This is a genomic window from Nanoarchaeota archaeon, from assembly GCA_018897155.1.
Lineage (GTDB): Archaea > EX4484-52 > EX4484-52 > EX4484-52 > LFW-46 > LFW-46.
Genome location: JAHILE010000040.1, coordinates 29,243 through 52,780, shown reverse-complemented (window position 1 = coordinate 52,780; position 23,538 = coordinate 29,243). Strand labels below are relative to the sequence as shown.

Below are 23,538 nucleotides of genomic sequence, written 5' to 3'. Positions count from 1 at the left end.
TTTTATGAAAAAAGCATTGTCAAGGCATTTTGTTTTGTTCGGGGTCTTCTTTTTAGTTATTGCTTTGGGCAGTGCCTTATTATATGATCTTTTTAGATTTTCTGCTGCGCAGGGCACATCTTCAAGAAGTGCTGACGCAATATCTGATGCTAATCTTGCGCTTCACGGAATAAAGCAGTCGTTTGAAAAAACCGCGCTTTTTTTTGGGCTCATGAATACTGCAAAGGAGCTTGGAGTGCATGGCGGAGTAAGCGCGGCAGTAATTACTGCAGCTACTGATGGAGATCCTGGAAATGATCCTGTGCCGAAAATGGACATTACCGACGGCGTTCTGAATTTTGCGGTTTCCCGATGCAAGACAGTTGGAACTTCCGAGAGCACAATACGAAAACGAATGCCGTATTTGTCTTATATTGATGCCAATTTTAAGCTTGGAACAGATGCCAAGACATACACAGTAGTTTCCGCCGCGGAGTATGTCGAGACTATGAAGGATGTTGTGCGAGGAGACTATCAGCTGAACATAATGTTTAATGTGATTATGCTGAAAGAAGAATCTGTTGATGTCCAGATTTGCCAGAATGCAAATTGTAATGGTGTTACAACAATCACAACCTCAGGCACGACAATCCTTCCAATTGGAAACAGCATTGTGCAAAATTCTGTTGAGGATATTACACTCATATTTACTGGCTCTGCCGTTGATGTTGCGCATATTCGTGTTATGGCGGTTTCAATATATGACAAAGATGTTGTGAATAATCTTAATGCAGCACTTAACGCAAGTATAGAAAGCTACCGACAAAAACTCAAATTACAACGCTTTGAGATAGAACCGTTAAATGCTTTTTTTGTGCCGGCAGGGAAAGGCGTTTACGAGACGCTCAATAACGGCGAAGGCTTTTTGAGAGGAAGTGCTTATGGGCCCGACAAAATAAGCTCCTTGAGCGCAGACGCCAATCTGAAAAACTGGAACCTTGTAGAAGAAGACGCTCAAATCAGGTACTGGAGAATGTACGGGGTCGCGAAGTTTTTTGTTGATAATTATGAGGCGTGGGTGAAGCCGAGATGGTATAATCAACTTAATACGTTGGTAGATCATCAAATACCATCAAACACACTTGGATGCAATTCTGGAAGATTGAGTTATGCGAACGGATGCCCTTCAGACCCTACGCCACAATATACTGCAGTTGATTTTCGGATTGTCCTTAACAGCGGCTTGGATATTATCGCCGGTGATATATCAAATCAGTTTGATAATGTGGGGGCGGATATAAAATTGAAACTTAGCATTGCACCAGATTTTCAAATATGCCCCATAAATTCTCAACCATCCGCCGATGAAAACGAATGGTGCAGCGGCCAAAATTTGGAATATTATAGATACAAAAGCGGATTGGCTGTGAATACGGGCAAATGCTCATCAACATCTGGTTGTACTGGCGGTTGTGATACTTCAAATACTTGTTACATGCATTATGACAGTAGATATGTTTTAAAAAACGTTCCAATAAATGTGACGATTATCGATGAAAAATATAATGTTTTTGACAGCGTTGAAAAGAAATGGGTGCCGTACCAGTTTACCTTTTTTGTCGAAATAGATATAGTGGATGACAATGCATGCGATGATTTCGGCCATGTTTGTTCTACGCAAAGCGGCGGTGCTTTTGGGCCTCAAACAGTACCTCCAATTGAAGTGCCCTCGCCGCTATTATACACATGTGAAAATACAGCAGGCCAGACATGTGAAGCAGGAGCGGGATGTCCTGTTGGCAAGATCGTCGCTTCAGGAACTTGTGATGCAGGTGAACTTTGCTGCAAAGACGCACCAGCTGGATTAACGTGCGCCGATAACGGCGGAACGTGCTATTTTTTGGGTGCGTGTCTGGAAGGAGAAAATGAAGTTCCTAAAATAACTATTTCAGATTGCCAGGAAATAACTAAAATCTGCTGCAAAGTAGGATTGCCACCACCACCAACATGTGACCTTGTATTTGAGTTTATGGGCGGCTGTCCACCGGGTATGGAGGCATGTAGTGATGGCTGTGTTGATATGCCTCTTTTAAGTAAGGTGTGTTGTATTGCTGCATAGAATCGATTTTTGGCAACGCGATAAAAAGCTACATTGTTAAAAGTGCAACAATTGCGCCCAAAACAATGAATGGCAAAAAGTCTATTTCTTTTTGCACAAGAAAAAAAGGACGTTTATGTTCCTTTGCGATTTTTCTTATCTCAAGAATGTTTTTCTTTGTTAGCGGAACAAAAAATGAAGCCACAACACGTCTTTTCAGCAGAATGTCGCCTGCGACATATCTAATAAGCCCAAACGCACTCGGGAACAGCGTGCTTCCGAAAATATATTTTTTATTGTCTTGAACAATACTTTCTGCCGGCATCATACCCTCGGTTAATTCTTCAGGCGAATGTGCATAACTGAACGCATCTTTTGCAGCGAAAAAAAGATGTGTTATTACCGCGTATGTCGCAACAAAATACGTCGGGGTTATTAGCGTTCTGCCGCCGGAAATTATTAGCGAATGAATTATTGACAACATAAATACGGCCTTCCAAAACAAAATCATTTTTTTTCGGTAAGCGTTTTTATTGAGAATAAAAAAAAGAAGCATTGTAACAAAAAACGAAGCATATTTATTTATTTCACTAAGCGCAAACATGTAGCCCATTGAAAACATTAACAGAAGCGAATTCAGCGAAAGAGTAACTCCTCCGTATACGGGGGTTTTTGTTTTTGCGCGATTTATGCGGTACTTAATGATGCCGATTGCGACATATGCTGCAAAAAATTCAAATGTGTATACTAGGATTCTTTCCGGAGCATATTGTGCGCCGGAGAAGTATATCATAAAAACTGACAGCAAGAAATATACAATAACTGCGCGCCATTTAAACGCGTTTGTCGCTTTCAAGATTGCTGCAACTATTGCTGCCTTTAATATGAGCGAATACAATTAATCACCTGCCATTTATCCAAATGCGGAAAACTTTTACGTATTTTGCGTCCTGCATTTTTTCAAAAAGATATGTAAACATTGCCTTGTTTACTTTACATTCAAAGTCGCGCGGAGTTCTCGGGGTTTCATCGGAAAAAACGGCACGCGTTCTGGTGTAGCAGTTTCCGCAGTACGGCCCGAACGCGCAGGTGTTGCAGAGCGGTTGGAAATCAGAAGTTCGCGCATTCATGTTAATTGTCCTTAGAGCAACATCAATATGGCTTTCGCGCACGTTTCCGATAGCCATTTCAGGCAGTGTTTTTGAAAGGTCGCAAGGCATGATTGTTCCGTCACAGGATATCGACATGTGCGATATTGCACCTCCGCATGGTTTTCGCATGCACATATAGGATACCGGGCCATCCATTATGTTTCTTAGCATTGCTTGCGTGTTAGGGTCAAATACGGGGTTGCCATTCAGCGTTATTTCCACCAGGTATTCGACAGCATCTTTCCAAAACGCAATGAACTCTTCTGCAGAATATGTGTGGTTGTCATTTTGTTTTGCCCGCCCAACCGGAATTACTGCCCTAATGGGGATTCGAATGCATCCCTGTTTGAGATATTCGTCAATTATTTTTCGCGCGCCAAATTTTATGCTGTGTGCAGTTATTGTGGGCAGCGTATTTATTGTCTTACCTCGCTCCCGAAAGTACGAAAGCCATTTTGTAACTGTTTTGTAAGTTCCGCCGCCGCCGCCAAACTTGCGATGGATATCGTGAAGCTCTTCAGGCCCATCAAGGGAAGAGCATAACCCTATGTTGTTTTCGAGCAGATATTCTGCTATTTCTTCAGTCATGAGAGTCATATTTGTTACAATAACTATTTTTTCTATTTCTTTTTTTCCCACCTCAGCAGCAAGTTTTATTTTCGCTACGAATTTTTTTATTTCATTGAATTTTACAAGCGGTTCGCCTCCCTGAAATTCCATATAAAACTTTTTTCCGGGCGCAGAAAGCATGAATTTGATTGTTGCATCCACTAATTCGTCTGACATTGTTTCGTGCTGGGTGGGGGTCGCATTTGACAGGCAGTAACTGCACATGAGATTGCACTCATTTGACAAATTAATTCGGAACGATTTTGGAAAGAAAAGAAATATGTATTGTTTCTCAAACGAGCCCACTATTTTTTTAATGTTTTTTTCAGTGAATATGATGCCTGTTTTTTCCAGTTTTTCAAAAAGCTCTTTATTTTCTTGAAATTGTTCTCTATAAAGCAAGTCATATTCCTTGGCGTCAAGAAATGCATACTGTCTGTGCCGCGTAGTCACAAGATACTTTCCAGTTGATAGTTTTTTTGTAAAATATTCGTTTGGCGCACAAACCGTGCTGCACATAGCATCGGATTTATTTTCAGTCATTTTATCACCGGTTTCAGTTCGTCTTTTCCATAAACCTCAAAGTAACTATACCACGCACCCGTACAGCCGTTAAAAAAGCGGCATTCTTTGCACTCAGGCACGGTTCCGTACGTTAATTCAACGCGTTTCATGTCTGTTGTCGGCGTTTTTGTAATTATGACGTTGCGCCGCTTTCTTCCGACATATTTCCAATAATCTTTGCTTAAGATGCAAGGCGGGATGGAGTAAGTGGCGATTCTAAGTCCGTATTTATTTGCCATGTCTATGGCTTTCTCTATATGTGTTTTGGTGTCGCTTATTCTTATTCCAAGCATATCTTTGTTTTTTAGCGCCCTTCCGGAAAGTTCTAGGCCATTCAGCGTAATCCATTTGCATTCTGGAAGTGTCTGCGCAACCATTTCAACGAGATTCGGCATGCGCTGATAATTCAGCTTATTGACAACTGTTTTTATATTTACCGGAAGGCGATACTCATACATATTTTTTAAGCCGAGCATTGTTTCATCAAAACTGTTTTTTGCGCCGGAAATTTTGTCGTGAAGTTCTCGCGTGTCAGCATGAAGCGGCACAAAAATGCTGTATGGATTATATTCACTCAGTTTTGCGGCGTTGTTGGGATTTGAAAATGTGCGCCCGTTTGTAAGCAGTACGTGCTTTATTTCCGGATGGCTTTCAGTCAGGCGCGCAAGGAAATAATATAATTCTGGCTTTAGCGTCGGCTCGCCTCCGGAAAGTTCCACTTCAACGTCTTTCATTTCGTCTATTTTTTTAAGCAGCCGTTCAATATCTTCAATAGACAGTGAAAGATTTCTTTGTTTTTCCGAATCAGCTGCGCAATGCAGGCAATTGTTGTTGCACTCGTAGCTAAATGCACAGTATAATCTATTCGTCATACGTGCGTCACCTAATTACCACCATTTGCAAACAATGTAAAATCCCAATGATCCCAATGGTCCCAATGATCCCACCAGCAATGATCCCACCAACAGTGGTCCTGCCAGGAGTTTTCAACAAAACCCAAATCCAGATTATTTGCAGGTATTTCTGTTTCCGTTACTTTGTCGTTTAATGTATCTGCGCAGCTTGTCGGCGTCGGAGTGCTATGTGCGGTTTGCTGCTGGCTTATTAGCGCTCCGATGGCCGCGCCAAGAATCAGGAGCCCGTTTACAACTCCGGTTTTTTCATTTTCCGGGAGTTCAAACGCTTTTTTTATGTTCTGGTTTTTTATTCTTTCCAGTTTTTCCTTTAAACTCATTGAAGCACCTTATTACATACGCTAACGCATCTACTGGGCATATACTAAATTGTCAGCCAAATTATAAAAACGCGTTTGCTAATCTTTCGCAAATATGGGGGGTATTTCGCTTTCTCCGAATAAGTCCAGGTAGCTGCGCCAAAATCCCATGCATCTGCATGAATCAATACAGCGTTCGCATGATGGTGCAAAGTGCCTTTTTGGCGTGTGCATCTTATCGCTTCCAACATCAAGATACTGGTATTGTACATTCGATAATATGTACGTGCGATACTGCGGACGAAGCACGCAAAGCGGCAAACATGAGATAGAAACTCGCGCATTAAATCGGTTTGCAACATTTATTCCTTTTTCTATGTACTCAGCAGCCTCAGAGAATCGGACCGCGAGTAATTCCTTATTTTTTAGTGCGTTTCCACTAATGTTTGTTGTTGTGATATTGATTTTTGATTCCGGGAATGTCCTGCAAATATATTTTATAATCTGCGGCAAAGTCTTGTAATTTATGCGGTTCAGTATGATTTTTATTTGCACGTTTACATTCAGATTAATTAGATTTCTTATTCCGAGTACGGTTTCGTTGAAGCTTCCGGGCCTTTGCGTGATGTAGTCATGTACCTCGGGAATCGAAGAATGTATTTCAGTAATTGCGGTTTTCAGGCCAGAATCCGCAACATTTTTTGAAAATATATTATCTGAAAATTTTCTTGCGTTTGTGATTATCTGAACCGTATGACCCTCTCTAGTTAAGTGTGATATTATTCCCGATATTCCTTCTTGTTCTGCAGGCTCTCCGCCAGAGAGTATTATTGTGCGGTATTTTTTAATATTTAGTGAATCGATTCTTTTGATAACGCCATTAGCATCTGTGTTTAATTCCGGATGGCTTTCGTTATCTGTGCAGAATAGGCAGTCATTATCGCAAATTCTGTTGATGCCTATAAGAATATAATCTGTTTTGCCATGCTCTGCGGTTTGACAGGCACCATTTGCCAGAATGGAATCAGCATTTTTCGTCTTTCTTATTAAGCTCATAGCAATCATTATTGTTTTTTAGCGCAATAAGCGCATTTTCAAGCCCTTCTCGCACCACAGAAAATTCTGCCCTTTTCAGATGAAAACATGTATTTGGATTCGCAGCACCTGTAAGTATTTTTTTTGCGGTTTTTTCACAATCTGCGCCGCATTTTCCACAATTCTGTTTTGGCATGTATTTGTAAATTTTATCAAAAGCACTTTCTTCGTCAGTTGTTTTTTGTTTTTTTCCGATATTCTCAATCTTTTCCGGTGTTGCCTGGACCATTAAGTTCCTCAGCGCAGCCCCTATCAGCGCGTTTCTTGTATCAGCATACCTGCGCGACTGAGTCTCTTCGACATTTGCATGGATGAGCTCGGAGAAAAAAGCATTTTCAAGCTGTTCCAAATCTTTACGCGTTGTGCTTTCCACATCTTCTGCCTTGACCTTTAGCGTTACGAATATGCTTGACAGAGGATCTCCGTCAACAATAACGTCGAAATCATCGGTGAAACGGTAGGCTGCGCGCATCACAACAGTCTGCGGATAAAGCCGCGGATTCAGCGTGATTTTTACTGTTTTTGCGCTTTCGTCAAGAACCAGATTTTTGGATTCTTCAGGTATCATCAATTCACAGATTATTTTACCCTTCAAAAGTTAAATACTTTAATCTGTGCGGTATGGCGCTTATGCCACTGACAAGAATCAATACCTTTTTTTCTGTTTTTCAAGCCTAGTTATGTAACCCACGAGCTTGTTCTTTGTTTTTTTGTTCTTTACATCCGCGAATTCAGGCAGGATTTCCTTGTTCTTTTTGAAATCCGTGGTGAATTTCTCGTGTTCGCAGACAAGCTCAAAGGCCCTGTTTTTTATGAATTTTTGCTTGATTCTTCCCATAAGTATCTCTCATATTTATTGACTAATACATTTTTAAAGCTATTTAAAGCACTAATGGTGTGTGATAGTTTTTAGGCACTGCATTAAAAACTTGAAAATAGTTATATATGGAGTGTATTAAGGTATTGTGGTTTTCATGATTTTTGTTTCGTATTGCGCGCTTGGCGTATTTGTAGTTGATGCATCTGGCAAGGAGATTGGGCACGTCCTTTTTGACCGCGCAAAAGCCGCTGAAAGCATGCACGCATGCTCAGAATACGCGGTAACCGACGCCGAAAAAAAGCTTCTTTCGCAAATTGCGGCAGATAAAATCGTTTTTGAGCAGAGAAAGGAAGGATATGAGCACGAATTTCCGAATCCTGCCGGCGAATACCTGCGCAGGAACCTTGAAACAATAGCATCAAAAAGCGGAATCGCGTCAAGGGATATGCTTTTCGAATTTGTTTCTTCTATTGCGCTCGAATTATCCGCAAAAAAGATGGTTTCGGACTTCTCAAACGACAAGCTGGTCATACAGGCAGTGAATGCGATTGACGAGCTGGATAAAACCACTAATCTGCTTTCAATACGCCTGCGCGAGTGGTATGGATATTACTTTCCTGAGCTTCTTGAAAAGATGCAGGACAGCGAGCAAATGGTAAGTTATGTTGCTGATGAGCTTTACCGCAAAGATGTCAAAGGAATTGATGTTTCAGAGACTATAGGCGCGGATATAGAAAAGAAAGACCTTCTGCAGATGCAAAGCCTTGCGAAGTCGCTTCAGGCAATGTATGCACAGAGAAAATCAATAGAGGGATATGTCGAGTCGCGATTAAAAGAAATCATGCCGAATACAACGGCTATTATTGGAAGCGTGATTGCGGCAAGGCTCCTGGCTATTGCCGGCTCGCTTGTTAAGCTTGCCAAATTCCCGTCATCTACAATTCAGATTCTTGGCGCGGAAAAAGCGCTGTTCCGCCATCTCGTAACCGGCGGAAAGTCGCCGAAATACGGCATACTGTTCCAGACAAATTATGTTCAGCAGGCGCCGTTTGAGAGGAAAGGGAAAATGGCGCGCCTTCTTGCATCAAAGCTGTCGATGGCGATAAAAGTTGATTTTTACAAAGGCAAGCCAGTGGGTGCGGAATACAAAAGAGAGCTTGATGCAGAACTTTCGAAAATGAAGCGAGGGAAATGATTTTATGATGCAAAAATTCGGGCGCGACTATGCGACAAAAAATCTTGTGAACGGAAAAAAAGTCTACGGAGAGCGCATTATGCGAAAGGGAAAGGAGGAATGGCGCGTCTGGGACCCCACTAGCTCAAAGCTCGGGGCGGCGCTTGTCAAGGGCCTGAAGAACTTTCCGATAAAAAAAGGAATGAAGATACTTTATCTTGGCGCAAGCACAGGAACAACGCCGAGTCATATTTCTGACATTGTTGAGCGCAACGGAATAATTTATGCCGTAGAATTTTCAGGCCGCTCTATGCGCGATTTAATTCCGCTTGCAAGGCAGAGGAAAAATATCGCGCCGATTCTTGATGATGCAAGGATGCCTGAGAATTACGCGCAGATTGTTGAGAAAGTCGATCTGGTTTACTGCGACGTTGCCCAGCCGGACCAGTCTGAAATCATTATGCGCAATGCAAAAGTCTTCCTTAAGCCGCAGGGCTGGATGATGATTGCAGTAAAGGCGCGAAGCATAAATGTCGCAAAAAAGCCGCAGCAGATTTATGCAGAAGAGCGCGCGAAGCTTTCAAAGATGTTTAATATTCTTGAACAGATAGAACTTGATCCTCTTGAAAAGGACCATTGCTTTATGGTTGGGAAGATGAAATGATCTGAGGTGATATGCATGAAAGTTCTCCTGGTTGGAAGCGGAGGGCGGGAGCACGAATTTGCCAAAGTGATTTCTAGCAGTTATAATGAACCGGAACTTTATGCAGCGATGAGCAAAAGGAATCCGGGCATTTCGAAATTATGCAAAGGCTTTAAGATTATTTCTGAAGATGATTGCGGAATTGTTGATTATGCAGAGAAGAAAAAAATTGAGCTTGCAGTCATTGGCGGCGAAACTTCGCTTGCAGCAAGCATATCTGATTTGCTTTGGGATGCAGGCATTCCGACAGTGGGGCCGAAAAAGCTTGCTGCGCAGATTGAAACAAACAAGCCATGGGCCAGAGAATCCATAATGGAGAAGCACCACATTCCGGGAAATCCGCAGTATTGCATTTTCAGAAAAAATGAAAACACCGCATTTGATGTTGGAGCGTACATCGATGAATTGATTTCGCAGGATATTGACCCGGTCATAAAACCGGCAGGCTTGACAGGCGGCAAAGGCGTTCGCCTTTTTCCGGATCATTTTGATATTGGCGGCGCAAAAAAGTATGCCGCGGAAGTTTTGAAAAAATCTGATCTGGTGATTGAAGAAAGGCTGCGCGGCGAGGAATTTACTCTTCAGGCATTTGTCGACGGGGATACTCTTGCTTTTGGGCCTGCGGTTCAGGATGAGAAGCGTGCCCGGGAAAAAGGCCCGAACACCGGCGGCATGGGTTCATATAATGATTCAAAAGACATTTTGCCGTTCATGACGCAAGCGGATTATGATGGTGCCAAAAAAATAATGGCTGATACTGCCGGTGCGATAAAGAAAGAAACAAGCATTCCGTATCAGGGGATTCTATACGGTCAGTTCATGGCCGCTGCAAAAGGGATTTCAGTCATCGAATTCAATGCCCGCGGCGGAGATTCCGAAATTATCAATGTTCTTCCGCTTCTTAAAAATGATATTCTTGATGTTTTCAATGCGATTGTGAATGGAAAGCTCAATAAAGAAAACGTAAAATTCAAAAAACAGGCAACTGTTTTCAAATATGGCGTTCCCGAAGGATATCCGGGAAACCCAGTTGTTGATCGGGCTATAATCATCCAGAAGCCCGGCAATTCGCAATTAATTTATGCAAATGTCTATGAAAGCGGCGAAAACTTATATCTGACAAAATCAAGGGCATTTGGATTTTTGGGTGTGGGAGACAATCTTGGTGCGGCAGAAAAAAATGCAGAGGCCGGTTTTTCAGGAGTCCGAGGAGCAATATATCACCGACCCGACATCGGCACTCAGGAACATATTTCAAAGGCAATTTTGAACATGCAAGAATTGCGTGGCAGCGATTATTTATGCCAATAATCTTTTTGGAGATTTATTTTGCTTCTTATATTTTTTCCAGCCCTTCCGCAGTTTTACTCATCGCATCCTTAAGCGTGTATTTCGGCGAATAATCAAGGTCGCGCTTAGCCTTTTCTATGCTAACGATGCGGTTGCTTGTAAGCCGCTTGATGCTTGCCATCATTAGTGTGACGCTTGGTTTTTTATGCGCGAGTTTGCATTTTAATTCGTAGAAAAAAGCCCCAATTATTGCAATCCATACGGGCATGTGCTTCTCGGGCGCAGGGCAAACAAGTACGCGCGTGATTGTGAAATAGACTTCGTTGTATTTATGAGGTTCTGCTTCCGCAATATTGTATACCTGGTTTTTTGCTATCTGGCGAAGCATTTTGAGAAGCGCTTCAATAGCATCATCGATATATACTAGAGCCCAGTAATTTTCTCCGGAGCCGATAATTGGATATTCTTTTTTTGCAGCATCAAATATTTTTTGCCACGTCTTGTTTGGGCCGACAATCGGCGGCATGCGTACAATAGTGTATGGAATTCCGGAAGCAACAACTAGTTTTTCCGCAGCAGCTTTTGTTTTTTCGTATGCGGTTTCAGGAGCATGAGGCGAATCTTCTGTAAGCTGCACCTGCGATCCTCCAAGAACGCCAATAGATGATGCGAAAATCAGCCGCTTTATTCCGGACGCTTTGCATGCCCGGACCACGTTTCGCGTGCCTTCAACATTAATGTTCCACAAATCCTTAGATGATTCATCAATTTCTGCAGCAAGGTGGTATACGACATCATAGCCGGCAAACGCGCGCTTTAATTGTTCGCGGCTCATGATATCTCCGGCAATTATCTTTATGCCAAGAGATTCAAGCTCTTTATCGGAATTTCGGGTAAAAACAGCAACATCTGCGCCGCGCCTTTTTGCCTCTTTTGCAATCCGCCTTCCAAGGAAACCCGCGCCTCCGGTTATCAGAATTTTCATTTTTGAGCCACCATACATATCGAAAAAATCATGCCATTTACAATTTGATGATTGTAAAGCCTCAAGGGAAAACGAGAGGACTTCGTGTCAAGCTTTTGAGGGCTCTACGGCCTCAAAATGAAAAGCTTGGCATAATCAATGCCAAGTTTCGCATACAAAATATTGAATCTTTGCGTTTTTAAACCTTCGGCTACAACAAAAACTTATGAATGGCAATAAATCACATACTTTTAAAGGCAGCGTTGAGCAGCATATCAGAGACATACGCGCCAAAGGCAGGGGAGTGTTCATGGGTCTTCTTGATCCCGGCAAATACGCGCCCGAAAAAACAGTTGAACTTGCCAAGATGCTTCAAAAAGGCGGAGCGGATATACTAATGCTTGGGGGGTCTATGGGAACCGAGGCGCTGATAGATCTCTGCGGAAAGGGAATAAAGGAAACTTGTTCTTTGCCGCTTCATCTTTTTACAGGTAATGCGACAGCGCTTACAAAGCATGCCGATTCGATATATTTTATGACTGTTTTGAATTCGGAGAATCCGTACTGGATTTCCGGAGTGCAGGCCGTGGGTGCGCCATTCATCAGAAAGCATAATGTAGAGGCGATTCCGACAGCATACCTGATATTTGAGCCTGGCCAGACCGTCGGCTGGGTGAGTGAGGCAAACCTTATTCCGCGCGACAAGCCGGATGTGGCTGTTGCATATGCTTTGGCAGCAGAGTGCATGGGTATGCGTTTTGTGATTCTGGAATCAGGTTCAGGTGCCTCGGTTCATGTTCCGCTTGAGGTTGTGACCGCAATACGAAAGGCGACGGATCTTGTAATAGTGATTGCTGGTGGCGTCAAAACACCAGAACAGGCAAAGGCGTTGATTGAGGTCGGTGCCGATTGCATTCACATTGGGACAAAAATAGAGGATGCGGCAGATCCGCTTGCAAGAACAATGGAATTTGCAAAGGCAATACATGGCGAAAAAGAATGAATCAGGCATTTAATTCTTTGAGTGCAAATATATGTATGGTATTTGATATTTTCGTAATCGACGCAGATTATGTTGTGCTAGATGGAAAGCCGCATGTCAGGCTTTACGGAAGGACGCATGAAGGAAAGTCTGCAATAGTTCTTGACAACTCATTCTATCCTTATTTTTATGTTGTGCCAAGGCCGGGGCTAACGACCGAGGATTTGCTTTTGTTGAAATCAGCTATTGAAAAAATAATTGTGAAAGGAACTCCTGAAAGAGTGTTTGATGAAACCGCAAATGGCGGCGATGAAACTGCTGTTTCTGGCGGGGACATTTCTGTAAAATCTGTTGATGTTTCTGAGAAAACTGTTGGTCTTGACAAGCGCCATATCTTGAAAGTTTTTGCAAACATTCCCGCACACATACCGCATCTGAAATCTATTGTAAAAACTAATCCGATAGTGTCAAAAAAAATAGCAGAAGTGCGCGAATATGATATATCCTTTTACAAGCGGTATTTTCTTGACAAAAAAATAGCGCCACTTACATGGGTTTGTGCAGAAGGAACAGAGGTATTGCAGAAGGAAAATGCAGAACGTTTTGGATATTCTGCAGATATTGTTATTCTAGCAAAAAACGTTTCTGCATCAAAAACAGAATCATTTCATAATGGATTAAAGACAGTTGCATTTGATCTTGAAACAATTGACGAGGATAAAAAACAGAAGATAATCATGGCGAGTTTTGCATCATCTGCCGGGCGCGCAAAGGTCATAAGCTATGAGAAAAACGGATTTGAAAAAGAAATTTTTGTCAAATCAGAAAAAGAGCTTATGTCAACGCTTTTTTCAGAGATAAAATCTATTGACCCCGACTTCATAGTTACGTATAATGGCGACGGGTTTGATTTTGTTGTGCTTGATTCCAGAGCAAAAGACCTTAAGGAGAAAATCATTTCCGGCAGGAACGGTAATCCACTCTCCTTTCAGAAAAAAGGAAGAATAAAGGCCGCAACTCTTAAAGGCATGCCGCATATAGACCTTTTCAATTTCATCTCCCGGGTGATGTCCCCGGCAATGAGTTCTGAAACGCTATCCCTTGATAGTGTGGCAATGGAATTAGTCGGTGAAGGGAAAAAAGGATTCACCTGGGATGAGCTGAAAGATGCCTGGACACAGAAGACGCGGCTTCACGAGCTTGCGGATTATTGCATGCAGGATTCACTGCTTACATTAAAGCTTGCAGACCGGATAATGCCGAATATTTTTGAGCTGTCAAATCTCACTGCTCAATTGCCAAGCGATGCGTCACGAATGACTTACGGCCAGCTTGTTGAAAGCTATGCAATAAAAAAAGCATCGCAGATGAATGTGGTTGTGCCGAATCGGCCATCGTCAGAGGAAATCGGAGACCGAAAGGATATGGAGCAGTTTGCCGGCGGCTTTGTCAAAGAGCCGAAAGCAGGGATGCATGAAAATATTGCCGTGTTTGACTTTCGGGGATTGTATCCAAGCATAATTGTCTCACACAACATAGATCCTGAGACGCTGAATTGTTCGTGCTGTAAGGACCGGCAGGAAAATAAAATTCCTGGAAGCAGAAGCCATTTTTGTACAAATACAAAAGGGTTTATTCCGGAAATTCTTTTAGACCTTTTCCAGGAAAGAAAGCACATAAAGGAAAAGATGAAATTCCATGATAAGAAAAGCCGCGATTATGCCGAACTGAATGCGCGCCAGTTCGCGGTAAAGACAGTCAGCAACGCAATGTACGGGTATCTTGGCTTTGCCGGCTCGCGATGGTATAATAGGGAATGTGCGTCAGCAGTCACTGCATTCGGCAGAAACTATATACAGAATGTCATTGCAATGGCAGAGGAGCAGGGTTTTGAAGCGCTATATGGCGATACGGATTCTTTATTTTTGCGCATCGACAAAAATACAGAAGTTGAGGCGCATAATTTTTTGCAGAAAGTGAATGCAACACTTCCTGGAATAATGGAGCTTGATTTGCAGGGAATTTATGTGCGCGGAATTTTTGTTTCAAAGAAAGCCGGCGAGGGTGGGGCGAAAAAGCGATATGCTCTGATAGACAAAGACGGCAATATCACAATTCGCGGATTTGAAAAAGTGCGCAGGGACTGGTCAAGGCTTGCAAAAGATACTCAAGAAAAAGTGCTTGACTTGGTTCTGAATAAACGGCAGAAAGAAGCTGTCGAGTATGTTAAAAAAATCGTGCAGGAAGTAAAGCTTGAGAAAGTGCCTTTGACTGAGTTGCGCGTCTATACGCAGCTTACGCGGCAACTCAAGCATTATGTCCAGCGCGGCCCGCATGTTGCAGCGGTTGAGAAGGCAAACGCGCGCGGCAAAGAAATTCGGGTCGGCGAGACAATCGAATACGTCATTACAAAAGGAAGCGGTTCTATCAGCGATCGCGCGGAATTGACTGAATACGCAAAGAATTACGACCCGGAGTATTACATCAACAACCAGATTGTGCCTGCAGCATTGCGCGTCTTGCACATTTTCGGCGTGACAGAAGACGATTTACTCGGGCGCGCAAAGCAGAAGGGGCTTGGAAGCTGGGGGAAGAAGTGATGATTAGGAAATTCAAAAAAGAAGACGCGCGAAAAGTTTCAAATCTTATCAGAAAAGCGTTGGTTGAAGTCAACAGCAAAGATTATCCCCCATCAGCAATTCAATATCTGTGTGATGAGTATTCTCCAAAAAGATTAATTGATGCTTCTAAAAAAAGAGCAATCTTTGTAGCAGCGGAAAACGCGAAAATTTTCGGGATTGTCGGCATAGAAAATAACCACGTCTTTAATCTTTTTGTCAATCCAACCTTTCATGGAATTGGAATCGGCACAAGACTGATGGCACATGCCGAAAAAATAGTTAAGAACAGAGGATATTCCTTTGTCGAGCTGCCGTCAAGTATAACCGCAGACAAGTTTTACAAAAAGCTCGGCTATAAGGAGATTGAAAAAAAGCGCGATAAAAATATCGGCGAAATTATTATACTGCGAAAAGAAATATAAGCGATTATTGGAACGCACGTCTGCACAAAAAGTGATGCAAATTCATCATAAAAGTGATAAACTATATAAATAAGCGAATATAATATCATAAAAGTGATATACTCATGAAATTGCATGGCATAAAGGCCAATTTCAAGCTTTTTGAACGAAGGTTTAAAAGCTTCGAGCAAAGCGAGATGATTTTAATCCATTGTAATGGAGGAATGATTAAAAATGACAAATCTTACAGAAGTTGAGCGAAAGATATGGCTTGAGTTTCATGAATTTGCGTATAAGGATGATTTTCGGCTGGCAGAAAAAATTATTAAAGAACATCCGCGCTGGGCGATAATTTGCAGTTACTATGCGATGCATGATATTGCAAAGCTTTATCTTGGAAATATTCATAACCTCAAGATTTCCGGATCCGAAACCCACAGGCAAACTATTGATGAACTGAAAAATGTTTTTGAGCAAAAAGAGGAGAAAGAAAAAGTCATAAAACTTCTTGAAAAAGCAGAGGATGAAATAGCCGGCGTTGAACCCGATTCGGTGCCGTATCTGCTCATAACTGGAAAAAAGGAGCGCGGGAAAGCGCAATATTATTCCGAGCAGACATCGTCTAAAAATATCGATTATTCAAAGAAAGCGCTTTGGTTCATTGCAAATATCGCAGAGCCGTTCATAAAAATCATGGAGGGGCTGCTCAATGCTGGTTGATATTGTTTTCGGGTCAAAGGCGGTGTGGCGCGCGCTAGTTGTTCTTGCGCAAGCTCCGGGACAGGGCGTTACAAAAGAAGAGATAAAAGAAATAACAAAGCTTGGCGGAAACGCCATTTTCCGGTCGATGGAAATCCTTCTTCATAACAGCATAGTTGATTATGAAAAATCAGGAAATAAAACATATTACCGCATGAATATGGCAAATAAATACGCGCGCATGGCCGCTGAAATAATCCAGAGCGAGCGAAAAGACCTGAACAACATGAGCCCGAAAATCGCAATGATTCTTAGGGAGTATGTGCGGCAGGCAACGGATTCCGTCGAGATATCCGCAATATATGTGTTCGGCTCGATTGTAAAAAGCTCGTACAGGGCGGATTCTGATGTGGATATGGCGATAATTACTGAAAAGGAGCTTTCGGCAAAAGAAAGAATACTGCTTGAAAAAATAGGCGAGCGCGCAGAGATTAGATTCGGGCGCGAGATACAGCCGCATTTTTTCACAGAAATTGAATTTGAAAAAACCACAGGCGGCGTAGTGGAGCAGGTAAAGCGCGACGGCATACGGCTGGTTTGAAGGTGGGCGCGCAAAGCAGGAGGGGATGGGAAGTTGGGGGGGGGGCGAAATAAGTTGGTGTGTGTATGACAGTTAGATACAAGCTGTCAAAACAATAACGACGTTATTATTACATTGATGTTCGCGGGCAATAATAATTCTGTAGATTTACGATATTCTTTGCTCTGCACCTATTGAAACTGTCGGTTCTGGATAAATGTACTTTCTCACAAACCAGTAATCGAAATACCCATCTGCTTGATAGTTTCCAAAAATAGCAGAACCTAGGAACATAATAGAATTTGATGTATTTAGGCTAATATTTCCAACTACCTTATTGTATTCATTTCCATTTACTTCTAAAAACATTCGGTTTTGATCTTTAACCCATCCAATTTCAATGGTATTAAACTCCTTTTCGTTCCATGCAGAGTTATTTTCTAACTTCAGTTTCATCATATGTTCTTCAGTTCCGTATTCATTAAGAATAGAATACTTCAAATAACCATTTTGAACATATAGTGAGATTCTGTTCCTCTCAGGATTATCCCCGCCAATATTATCAAATAGATAATGTATTGAGTCGATATTTGCGTTCCATGATGATTTGAAGCGAATCCTAATCGCATATCCCGAATCCGGAAGATCTATTTTTTTATATGCTATATCACAACCATCGATAAGAAGGGTACTATTTTCAATGGTGGGCTGGGATGCGCAATATTCCGTCTTTATCGGAGATAAACAAGTTAATTCCGGAAATTTTGTTTTAAGATTATCGACGATGTCGGGACAACTATTTACATTCCAGTCGGATATCTTATCGGTAAGCATTAGTTCTTTAATCTCTTTCTGCCCTAAAGTAATTGTTGATGTTGATGAATTAACATTATTGATTATGTTTTCCTCTGATTTTTTGCTTTCATTAAATCCGTAGAAAATCAAAATAAAACTCACTATTGTTATCAAATCCAATATCCTTACAGATTTTTTAGATGTGCCTATATTTTTCCAGATCTCTTTGATTTTTTCTAAAATCCCCATAATCATCTATGGATGAGATATTTATTAATTCATTAATTCGTCAGAATTGCAAATGTTTTAATAGTGTCGTCTCCTGCCGAACATTTTATATGATTTTTCTATATAAGTTCCCGCGCGCAAAATAAACCATATGCCAAAAAAGAAGCCGCGCAAGGCAAAACAAAAAGCAGCCATGTCGCGCGAATCCCGCAAAAAGAAATTCGAGAAGCAGGTAAAGCATTTCGGCGAAGAGGCTGAAGCTCTTGGAAAAAAATTAGGTGAACGCGGCGAAGAGTTTGGGAAACGATTCGAAAAACATGGCAAAGCATTCGGGGAAAGAATAGAGAAACATAGTAATGAATGCTGCGGCAGGGATTATCACCCCTTTGGCGCTATCGAGCTCATTTTTTCAATAATCATTGGCATCGTGGGATTGGCAGTCTGCATCTGGGCACTTGAATTTCTTGCGCAACGAACAGGGAGTGCAATACTTTATGCGATGCATGATTTTTTTCTTTTGAACATCGGTATATTCATTCTTATTTTGATTTTTTCATCACTTCTTACATATTTTTCAAGATGCTGTAGAACCGGGCATCTGCTTGTCTCTCCGCTTTCTGCTGCATTCGGAATAGCTGTGTTTTTCTGGATTGCTTCAAGCATAATGCTCGTTGATGGCGGGATGATCGTAAGCCCTGTGATTTATGTGCTCGCGCAATATGTGAAAGTGAATCTGGTAGGAATCTTTTGGTTCTTTTTGCTTTTAGGGTATTTTCTTCTTTTGATGCAGCTCATTATTCAGGAGTACATTACAAAACCCCATCGCAGAAGTGCAGAAACGGAATTGCATCATATTCCAAGCAATGGGGTAAAAAGGCTTTATCGCTCCGGCAACGACAGGATTATCGGCGGCGTTTGCGGCGGGCTTGCAGAATATTTGGGCGTGGATCCGGTTCCTATCCGTCTGATATGGGTTATTTTGACGTTTGCAGGCGGATCGGGCGTATTATTGTATTTAATCGCATGGCTGATAATACCAAGAAATCCGAATCATAGATGGTGATTATCCGTCTTTCCATCTTACTCTTTTCTGGAATTTGGGCGCGCCAAAGCTTTTTCTCGGGCCTTGGCTTTCACGCCCTCCGCCACGAAAATCTCGTCCACCGCTTCTTACAAAAGTATCTTCGCGCGCTTTGAAATGGATGCGCTCGAATTTCGGCAGCTCTTCTTTTCTGACTTCAAGGGTTTTATCGCGCAGGACTCGGTCGAAATTTTCAAAATCCCGATGAGATAAAAGCGTTATTGCATCGCCTGCTTTTCCAGCTCTTGCAGTTCTTCCGACGCGGTGCGTGTATTCATCAGGAGTTTTCGGGGCGTCGAAATTGTAAACGTGCGTTACGTTCTGTATGTCAAGCCCTCGTGCAGCAACATCTGTTGCGACAAGAACATCAATGCTGGCTTTTTTCAGAGATTCAAGCGCATGCATTCGCCTGTTTTGAGTCAGGCCGCCATGTATTGCCATTGAATTTATGCTGTTTTTCTGCAGATTCCGGGTAATCGCATCAACCTGATGCCTTGTTCCGCAGAAGACCATTGCAAAACCGCTTGTTTTGTGCTTCAATAAATGCACAAGAAGCGAGAATTTTTCATGTTGCTCGACAACATAATATATCTGCTTCAGGAGGCTTTTGTCAACCTTTGTCTGCGCCCGCAGAATTTGCGGTGAATTCAGATATTTGTGAATCAGCGAATTTATGCTTTGCGGCATTGTCGCGCTGAAAAGCATAGTCTGCCTATTTTTCGGAATATTTCTGACAATGGTGTCAACATCATCGACAAAACCCATATCGAGCATTTTGTCCATTTCATCAAGCACAAGATATCTCAGACCGGCTAATTTTATCGAATTTCTGCGCATATGGTCCATCAGCCTTCCAGGAGTTGCTATGACAACATCAGCGCGCTTCAGCGCATGATATTGCGGCTCCATCCCGACGCCGCCATATATTGCGGTTGTGTGTACGTTCATCTCGCGGCCGAATTTATGGAATGTGTCGGATACCTGCACGCACAATTCTCTTGTAGGTGTAAGAATAAGCGCCTGAACTCCTCTTCCGGGAGATACGGCCTCTATAATCGGTATGCAGAACGCTACTGTTTTGCCCGATCCAGTCATTGCCTGGCCTACAACATCCCGTCCTTTTTTTATTTCGGGAATGCATTTTTCTTGTATTTCTGTCGGTTCCAAAAACCCTTCTTCTTTAATCTTTTTCAGAATAAGGGGTTTAAGGTTCAATTCTTCGAATTTCATTAATTACGCCTTTTTTGTTTTCATATATCCGGGCACGAACGCGCGAGGATACGGGAATCCAAAAGACACTAGAATACGTATATATTTTTTATGTATATATTTATCAAATGTTTTTGAACTCGCTCGATAATTCTTATTGTTTTTCCATCTTTAAAAAGGGCTATTATCTCTCGTATTTGTGTTTTAACCACAATTTCTTGAAAAACGGCATCGTCAGCGTTGAAAGCATAATCCGACTGTAGGGACTATCGCATTCATCCAGGGACTAGCGATTTTTATCGCGCTTAGATAAAAACCAACTGCAAGATACGTCGCGCTTAGATAAAAACCAACTGCAAGATACGTATACACCATAAGAAGCATTCGCCGCGAATAGCTTGTTTCCCATGCTTTGTCGGCTTCAACACGGATGTTTCGTTCCTTTAGTTTTTCTATTTCTTTTTCCAAATTTTGCAGAGTTGCCATAATCATCTTTAGAGATACTTTAATAATTTGTTAAATTAGCCAGCTTTTTATTTTATATATTATTCTGTCAAAAAGCGAAAGCTTTTTCGGTACTGCGTTTTTCGCAAGCATATTCCCGGTAATTTTATTTTCTATTTCGGTCATGTTTGAAAGCGTTTCGTTTTTTAAGCCGTTAGTTTCAGATGCATTGCGCGCATCAAGCTCAATCAGAGATATTCGTTCCTCTGATTTTTTATCGTCCGCCAAATCAGCAAAAACTACCTTATAGGTGTACTTTTCCGTGCTTGCATTTTCTTTTGCCCGATTCAAAAGTTCAATTGTTATGGAATCGTTTGCTGAAAGCGTTACTTTTCTCGAGTTCGCAGTTCTTGTATTGCCCCATTTTGTGCCATCAAATCCGCTTGATATTATTGTGCTATGCTCGTACATGTATGAGTATATTTCAATGTCGCGCAATTTTTCGCCATTGTTTTTTAGAAAAACCGTTGTAGTGAAATTTTCGCCGGCAAAAATAATTTCCGGGTGAGTGATGTTGATTTCAAGCGCATATTCGCGCAATATTTTTGTTTTTTCAGTGCAGTTTTTTTCAATTGTTTTATTTATGCACGAGGTTTCTTTTCCAATTTCTTTTTTGCAAGATTCGCTTTCTCCACTGACAAAAATATTTATGTCGCTTTCTGTTAGCGCCTTCCATTCGTCGTTTTCATAAGTATAAGCGCGCAGCCGGGCTGTATAGGTGGCATCAGCATATCCTTCTGTGTTGCATTTTAGAAAAATCGGGAGTACGAGATAATATGTTTCGTCTGCGGAAATTTCTCGAACTTCTGCAGCAGCATTTGAATTATATGGCGAATTTCGCAGCGTTGTTCCGTTGCCATTCAGGTCGCGCAAAATCCACGACGGCTTATAGATGTATGCTACAAAGCGCACTGTTTCGAAGTCTCGGTTTCCTGAATTGAATTTTGCACGAATCGTGGAATATCCGCCGAAGTTCATTGTATCCGGCGCGACAAGTATTTCGAGGCTCATTGGATTTTCTGATTCCTGATTTTGTTGCGTGTTCGGGATATCACTGTCATTTTCTTGAGTATTTGTGGATGGTGTTGTATTTGTTGTGTTTTTCGTTTCATTCATTGGAGTTTGAACCGGAGGCGCGTTGAATGATATGCTGTTTTGCTCTCCCGGAGTTCCACCAACCCCAGCGCTTTCAAGCCAGATTGTTGTATTTCGTTCAAGTGTGCGGTTGTTGTTTTTGGCCATCTCGCTAGTGGCGTATTCTGTATACTCGAAGGAATCTATTGTTGAGCCGCCAGCTGTTTTTAAGTACAGCGCCTTTCCACTGTTTGAAAGCGTAAACGGTACGCGGACAGACGATCGGCCGTATACTTCTATGAATTTTGTTGTGTTTTTTGCAAGGATTAAATATCCTTGCGCCGGAACGATGGCGTAAGGTATTGTTTTTTCATCGATTGTCCAGTTTGCGATGCTTGCATCTTCTATGCCGTTATTAAACAATTCTATCCACTCATTATTTTCTCCACCCCAGTTGCTGTTTGGCGCGTACATTATTTCGTTTATGGTTATTTCGGCATTTGTAATCGGAGAAAGAAGAATGAGTATGAATAACAGAAATTTAAAGCTCATAAAAGTTATAGTGTCATATAATATTATATACCTTTAGTGATTGTATGGATACACAGACTCTTGATTGTTATATGCGCGCCGGAAAAATAGCCTCCCAAGTCCGTGAAAAATCAAAAAAATGGATTGTTTCCGGCGCAAAATTGCTTGATGCTGCAGAAAAAATAGAATCGGAAATAACGGCACTTGGCGGGGAACTGGCGTTTCCTGCAAATATCTCATTGAATGAAATCGCAGCGCATTACACTCCAATAGACAATGATTCAAAAGTTTTTCAAGAAGGCGACATGGTGAAGATAGACCTCGGAGTGCATGTTGAGGGATATATCGCAGACACTGCTGTAACAATTTACCTTGGCAGCGATAAAAAGAAACTTGATCTTGTTGATGCATCAAAATCTGCGCTCCAGGCTGCTATTTCTGTCGTGCGCCCTGGCGCAAAAATATTTGAACTTTCAGGAATTATTGAGGCCACAATACGAAAATCAGGGTTCTTTCCGATAGCAAACCTTACAGGGCATTATCTTGGAAAATACATAATTCATGGAGCGCCCAGCATCCCCAATGTCATGAATACTTCAAAAGCCATTCTGAATGAAGGTGATGTAATCGCAATAGAACCCTTTGCAACAGATGGCTCCGGCGAGGTTAAGGACACTTCGCGCGCAATGATTTTTAGTTTTATCCGGGATGTTTCTCCCCGTTCTGATAGTGCAAGGAACATACAATTGTTTGCAAAAAAGCTGAATGGTTTGCCATTTTCATCGAGAAGCATAATTTGTGTCAAAGGAATGCTGCGAGAAAACGGACTTCGTGAGCTTGTTTCTTTAGGGGGGCTTCACACATATCCTCCGTTAAAAGAAGTTGTTGGTGGCTGCATATCTCAGGCAGAGCATACAGTAATTGTAGCGGACGAGCCGATTGTGACGACAAAATAAACACAACTTGCATGATGATTAAAAACGAACCCACCGGGAATCGAACCCGGATCTCAGCCTCCGCAAGGCCGTGTCCTATCCGTTAGACTACAGGTCCATCAAAACTAATTTTATTTTTCAAAAATTTAAAGCCAAAATGTTTCAAAAGTTTGGATGATTTTGGGGCTGTCGCGAATAAAGGATATATAGTAACGTGAATAAATATTTATATTGACGT

General features: G+C 41.9%; 22 protein-coding genes, 1 tRNA gene and 1 pseudogene. 11 read left to right on the top strand and 13 right to left on the bottom strand.

Annotated features, from left to right (window positions below):
- Positions 1-4 precede the first annotated feature (4 nt).
- Positions 5-2,098: a hypothetical protein gene (locus KKB09_04765; GenBank protein MBU4300504.1), complete on the top strand. Its 2,094-nt coding sequence runs from the start codon at positions 5-7 to the stop codon at positions 2,096-2,098.
- A 28-nt stretch (positions 2,099-2,126) separates the two neighbouring features.
- Here the strand turns inward: KKB09_04765 and KKB09_04760 are convergent, their stop codons facing one another.
- The 7 genes from KKB09_04760 to KKB09_04730 form a co-directional block, all read right to left on the bottom strand.
- A complete protein-coding gene (locus KKB09_04760) occupies positions 2,127-2,975 on the bottom strand; it encodes a hypothetical protein (GenBank protein MBU4300503.1) in 849 nt (282 codons plus the stop codon).
- A 4-nt stretch (positions 2,976-2,979) separates the two neighbouring features.
- Positions 2,980-4,380 (bottom strand): radical SAM protein, encoded by a 1,401-nt coding sequence (locus tag KKB09_04755; GenBank protein ID MBU4300502.1) that lies wholly within the window; start codon positions 4,378-4,380, stop codon positions 2,980-2,982.
- On the bottom strand, positions 4,377-5,273 hold the full coding sequence (locus tag KKB09_04750; protein MBU4300501.1) for a radical SAM protein: 897 nt from the start codon (positions 5,271-5,273) through the stop codon (positions 4,377-4,379). The genes KKB09_04755 and KKB09_04750 overlap by 4 nt, the downstream gene beginning before the upstream one ends.
- A gap of 11 nt (positions 5,274-5,284) precedes the next feature.
- On the bottom strand, positions 5,285-5,635 hold the full coding sequence (locus KKB09_04745; GenBank protein ID MBU4300500.1) for a hypothetical protein: 351 nt from the start codon (positions 5,633-5,635) through the stop codon (positions 5,285-5,287).
- A gap of 78 nt (positions 5,636-5,713) precedes the next feature.
- Positions 5,714-6,670: a radical SAM protein gene (locus tag KKB09_04740; GenBank protein MBU4300499.1), complete on the bottom strand. Its 957-nt coding sequence runs from the start codon at positions 6,668-6,670 to the stop codon at positions 5,714-5,716.
- A complete protein-coding gene (locus tag KKB09_04735; protein ID MBU4300498.1) occupies positions 6,639-7,277 on the bottom strand; it encodes a hypothetical protein in 639 nt (212 codons plus the stop codon). Before KKB09_04735 ends, KKB09_04740 begins: the two co-directional genes overlap by 32 nt.
- 78 nt (positions 7,278-7,355) lie before the next feature.
- Positions 7,356-7,547, bottom strand: coding sequence for a 30S ribosomal protein S17e (locus KKB09_04730; GenBank protein ID MBU4300497.1), 192 nt, complete (start codon positions 7,545-7,547; stop codon positions 7,356-7,358).
- Between the two features lie 136 nt (positions 7,548-7,683).
- Between KKB09_04730 and KKB09_04725 the strand changes: the two genes are divergently transcribed.
- Genes KKB09_04725 through purD form a run of 3 tightly spaced genes read left to right on the top strand, consistent with a single transcriptional unit; the run spans position 7,684 to position 10,717 of the window.
- Entirely contained in the window at positions 7,684-8,724 is a 1,041-nt protein-coding gene (locus KKB09_04725; GenBank protein ID MBU4300496.1) for a hypothetical protein, read from the top strand.
- 4 nt (positions 8,725-8,728) lie between these two features.
- A complete protein-coding gene (locus KKB09_04720) occupies positions 8,729-9,367 on the top strand; it encodes a fibrillarin-like rRNA/tRNA 2'-O-methyltransferase (GenBank protein ID MBU4300495.1) in 639 nt (212 codons plus the stop codon).
- Positions 9,368-9,382: 15 nt separating this feature from the next.
- On the top strand, positions 9,383-10,717 hold the full coding sequence (gene purD, locus KKB09_04715) for a phosphoribosylamine--glycine ligase (protein ID MBU4300494.1): 1,335 nt from the start codon (positions 9,383-9,385) through the stop codon (positions 10,715-10,717).
- 25 nt (positions 10,718-10,742) lie between these two features.
- On the opposite strand, the gene KKB09_04710 is transcribed toward purD, so the two are convergent.
- Positions 10,743-11,681 (bottom strand): NAD-dependent epimerase/dehydratase family protein, encoded by a 939-nt coding sequence (locus KKB09_04710; GenBank protein ID MBU4300493.1) that lies wholly within the window; start codon positions 11,679-11,681, stop codon positions 10,743-10,745.
- A 205-nt stretch (positions 11,682-11,886) separates the two neighbouring features.
- Here KKB09_04710 and KKB09_04705 point away from each other — a divergent pair, with 205 nt between their 5' ends.
- The 5 genes from KKB09_04705 (at position 11,887) to KKB09_04685 (ending at position 16,964) form a co-directional block, all read left to right on the top strand.
- Positions 11,887-12,663, top strand: a complete 777-nt coding sequence (locus KKB09_04705) for a geranylgeranylglyceryl/heptaprenylglyceryl phosphate synthase (GenBank protein ID MBU4300492.1) — start codon at positions 11,887-11,889, stop codon at positions 12,661-12,663.
- 35 nt (positions 12,664-12,698) lie between these two features.
- Complete coding sequence (locus KKB09_04700; protein MBU4300491.1) at positions 12,699-15,242, top strand: DNA-directed DNA polymerase; 2,544 nt, start codon at positions 12,699-12,701, stop codon at positions 15,240-15,242.
- Positions 15,242-15,685 carry a GNAT family N-acetyltransferase gene (locus KKB09_04695; protein MBU4300490.1) on the top strand — a complete coding sequence of 148 codons (444 nt, stop codon included), beginning with the start codon at positions 15,242-15,244 and terminating at the stop codon, positions 15,683-15,685. The genes KKB09_04700 and KKB09_04695 overlap by 1 nt, the downstream gene beginning before the upstream one ends.
- A gap of 213 nt (positions 15,686-15,898) precedes the next feature.
- Positions 15,899-16,384, top strand: a complete 486-nt coding sequence (locus KKB09_04690) for a hypothetical protein (protein ID MBU4300489.1) — start codon at positions 15,899-15,901, stop codon at positions 16,382-16,384.
- The gene (locus KKB09_04685; GenBank protein MBU4300488.1) at positions 16,374-16,964 is read left to right on the top strand and encodes a nucleotidyltransferase domain-containing protein; all 591 of its coding nucleotides are present in this window, start codon (positions 16,374-16,376) and stop codon (positions 16,962-16,964) included. Before KKB09_04690 ends, KKB09_04685 begins: the two co-directional genes overlap by 11 nt.
- A 147-nt stretch (positions 16,965-17,111) precedes the next feature.
- Here KKB09_04685 and KKB09_04680 read toward each other — a convergent pair whose 3' ends face one another.
- Positions 17,112-17,987: a hypothetical protein gene (locus tag KKB09_04680; protein MBU4300487.1), complete on the bottom strand. Its 876-nt coding sequence runs from the start codon at positions 17,985-17,987 to the stop codon at positions 17,112-17,114.
- Positions 17,988-18,750: 763 nt separating this feature from the next.
- On the opposite strand from KKB09_04680, the gene KKB09_04675 reads away from it, so the two are divergent.
- Positions 18,751-19,029, top strand: coding sequence for a PspC domain-containing protein (locus tag KKB09_04675; protein MBU4300486.1), 279 nt, complete (start codon positions 18,751-18,753; stop codon positions 19,027-19,029).
- On the opposite strand, the gene KKB09_04670 is transcribed toward KKB09_04675, so the two are convergent.
- The 3 genes and pseudogenes from KKB09_04670 to KKB09_04660 form a co-directional block, all read right to left on the bottom strand.
- Entirely contained in the window at positions 19,030-20,277 is a 1,248-nt protein-coding gene (locus KKB09_04670) for a DEAD/DEAH box helicase (GenBank protein ID MBU4300485.1), read from the bottom strand.
- Between the two features lie 163 nt (positions 20,278-20,440).
- Positions 20,441-20,742, bottom strand: a pseudogene (locus KKB09_04665) (hypothetical protein).
- A gap of 30 nt (positions 20,743-20,772) precedes the next feature.
- Positions 20,773-22,386: a lamin tail domain-containing protein gene (locus KKB09_04660; GenBank protein ID MBU4300484.1), complete on the bottom strand. Its 1,614-nt coding sequence runs from the start codon at positions 22,384-22,386 to the stop codon at positions 20,773-20,775.
- Between the two features lie 44 nt (positions 22,387-22,430).
- Between KKB09_04660 and map the strand changes: the two genes are divergently transcribed.
- Entirely contained in the window at positions 22,431-23,321 is an 891-nt protein-coding gene (map, locus tag KKB09_04655) for a type II methionyl aminopeptidase (protein MBU4300483.1), read from the top strand.
- A gap of 25 nt (positions 23,322-23,346) precedes the next feature.
- On the opposite strand, the gene KKB09_04650 is transcribed toward map, so the two are convergent.
- Positions 23,347-23,418: transfer RNA gene (locus KKB09_04650), tRNA-Arg, on the bottom strand.
- Between the last annotated feature and the right edge of the window lie 120 nt (positions 23,419-23,538).

What these genes read in the sequence shown, in the direction of transcription:
- purD (MBU4300494.1), top strand. Translation starts at nt 9,383, where the DNA reads ATGAAAGTTCTCCTGGTTGGAAGCGGAGGGCGGGAGCACGAATTTGCC.
- KKB09_04670 (MBU4300485.1), bottom strand. Translation starts at nt 20,277, where the DNA reads ATGAAATTCGAAGAATTGAACCTTAAACCCCTTATTCTGAAAAAGATT.
- KKB09_04685 (MBU4300488.1), top strand. Translation starts at nt 16,374, where the DNA reads ATGCTGGTTGATATTGTTTTCGGGTCAAAGGCGGTGTGGCGCGCGCTA.
- map (MBU4300483.1), top strand. Translation starts at nt 22,431, where the DNA reads ATGGATACACAGACTCTTGATTGTTATATGCGCGCCGGAAAAATAGCC.
- KKB09_04705 (MBU4300492.1), top strand. Translation starts at nt 11,887, where the DNA reads ATGAATGGCAATAAATCACATACTTTTAAAGGCAGCGTTGAGCAGCAT.
- KKB09_04740 (MBU4300499.1), bottom strand. Translation starts at nt 6,670, where the DNA reads ATGAGCTTAATAAGAAAGACGAAAAATGCTGATTCCATTCTGGCAAAT.
- KKB09_04765 (MBU4300504.1), top strand. Translation starts at nt 5, where the DNA reads ATGAAAAAAGCATTGTCAAGGCATTTTGTTTTGTTCGGGGTCTTCTTT.
- KKB09_04710 (MBU4300493.1), bottom strand. Translation starts at nt 11,681, where the DNA reads ATGAAAATTCTGATAACCGGAGGCGCGGGTTTCCTTGGAAGGCGGATT.
- KKB09_04660 (MBU4300484.1), bottom strand. Translation starts at nt 22,386, where the DNA reads ATGAGCTTTAAATTTCTGTTATTCATACTCATTCTTCTTTCTCCGATT.
- KKB09_04750 (MBU4300501.1), bottom strand. Translation starts at nt 5,273, where the DNA reads ATGACGAATAGATTATACTGTGCATTTAGCTACGAGTGCAACAACAAT.
- KKB09_04730 (MBU4300497.1), bottom strand. Translation starts at nt 7,547, where the DNA reads ATGGGAAGAATCAAGCAAAAATTCATAAAAAACAGGGCCTTTGAGCTT.
- KKB09_04695 (MBU4300490.1), top strand. Translation starts at nt 15,242, where the DNA reads ATGATTAGGAAATTCAAAAAAGAAGACGCGCGAAAAGTTTCAAATCTT.
- KKB09_04680 (MBU4300487.1), bottom strand. Translation starts at nt 17,987, where the DNA reads ATGGGGATTTTAGAAAAAATCAAAGAGATCTGGAAAAATATAGGCACA.
- KKB09_04720 (MBU4300495.1), top strand. Translation starts at nt 8,729, where the DNA reads ATGATGCAAAAATTCGGGCGCGACTATGCGACAAAAAATCTTGTGAAC.
- KKB09_04735 (MBU4300498.1), bottom strand. Translation starts at nt 7,277, where the DNA reads ATGATACCTGAAGAATCCAAAAATCTGGTTCTTGACGAAAGCGCAAAA.
- KKB09_04725 (MBU4300496.1), top strand. Translation starts at nt 7,684, where the DNA reads ATGATTTTTGTTTCGTATTGCGCGCTTGGCGTATTTGTAGTTGATGCA.
- KKB09_04700 (MBU4300491.1), top strand. Translation starts at nt 12,699, where the DNA reads ATGGTATTTGATATTTTCGTAATCGACGCAGATTATGTTGTGCTAGAT.
- KKB09_04745 (MBU4300500.1), bottom strand. Translation starts at nt 5,635, where the DNA reads ATGAGTTTAAAGGAAAAACTGGAAAGAATAAAAAACCAGAACATAAAA.
- KKB09_04755 (MBU4300502.1), bottom strand. Translation starts at nt 4,380, where the DNA reads ATGACTGAAAATAAATCCGATGCTATGTGCAGCACGGTTTGTGCGCCA.
- KKB09_04675 (MBU4300486.1), top strand. Translation starts at nt 18,751, where the DNA reads ATGCAGCTCATTATTCAGGAGTACATTACAAAACCCCATCGCAGAAGT.
- KKB09_04690 (MBU4300489.1), top strand. Translation starts at nt 15,899, where the DNA reads ATGACAAATCTTACAGAAGTTGAGCGAAAGATATGGCTTGAGTTTCAT.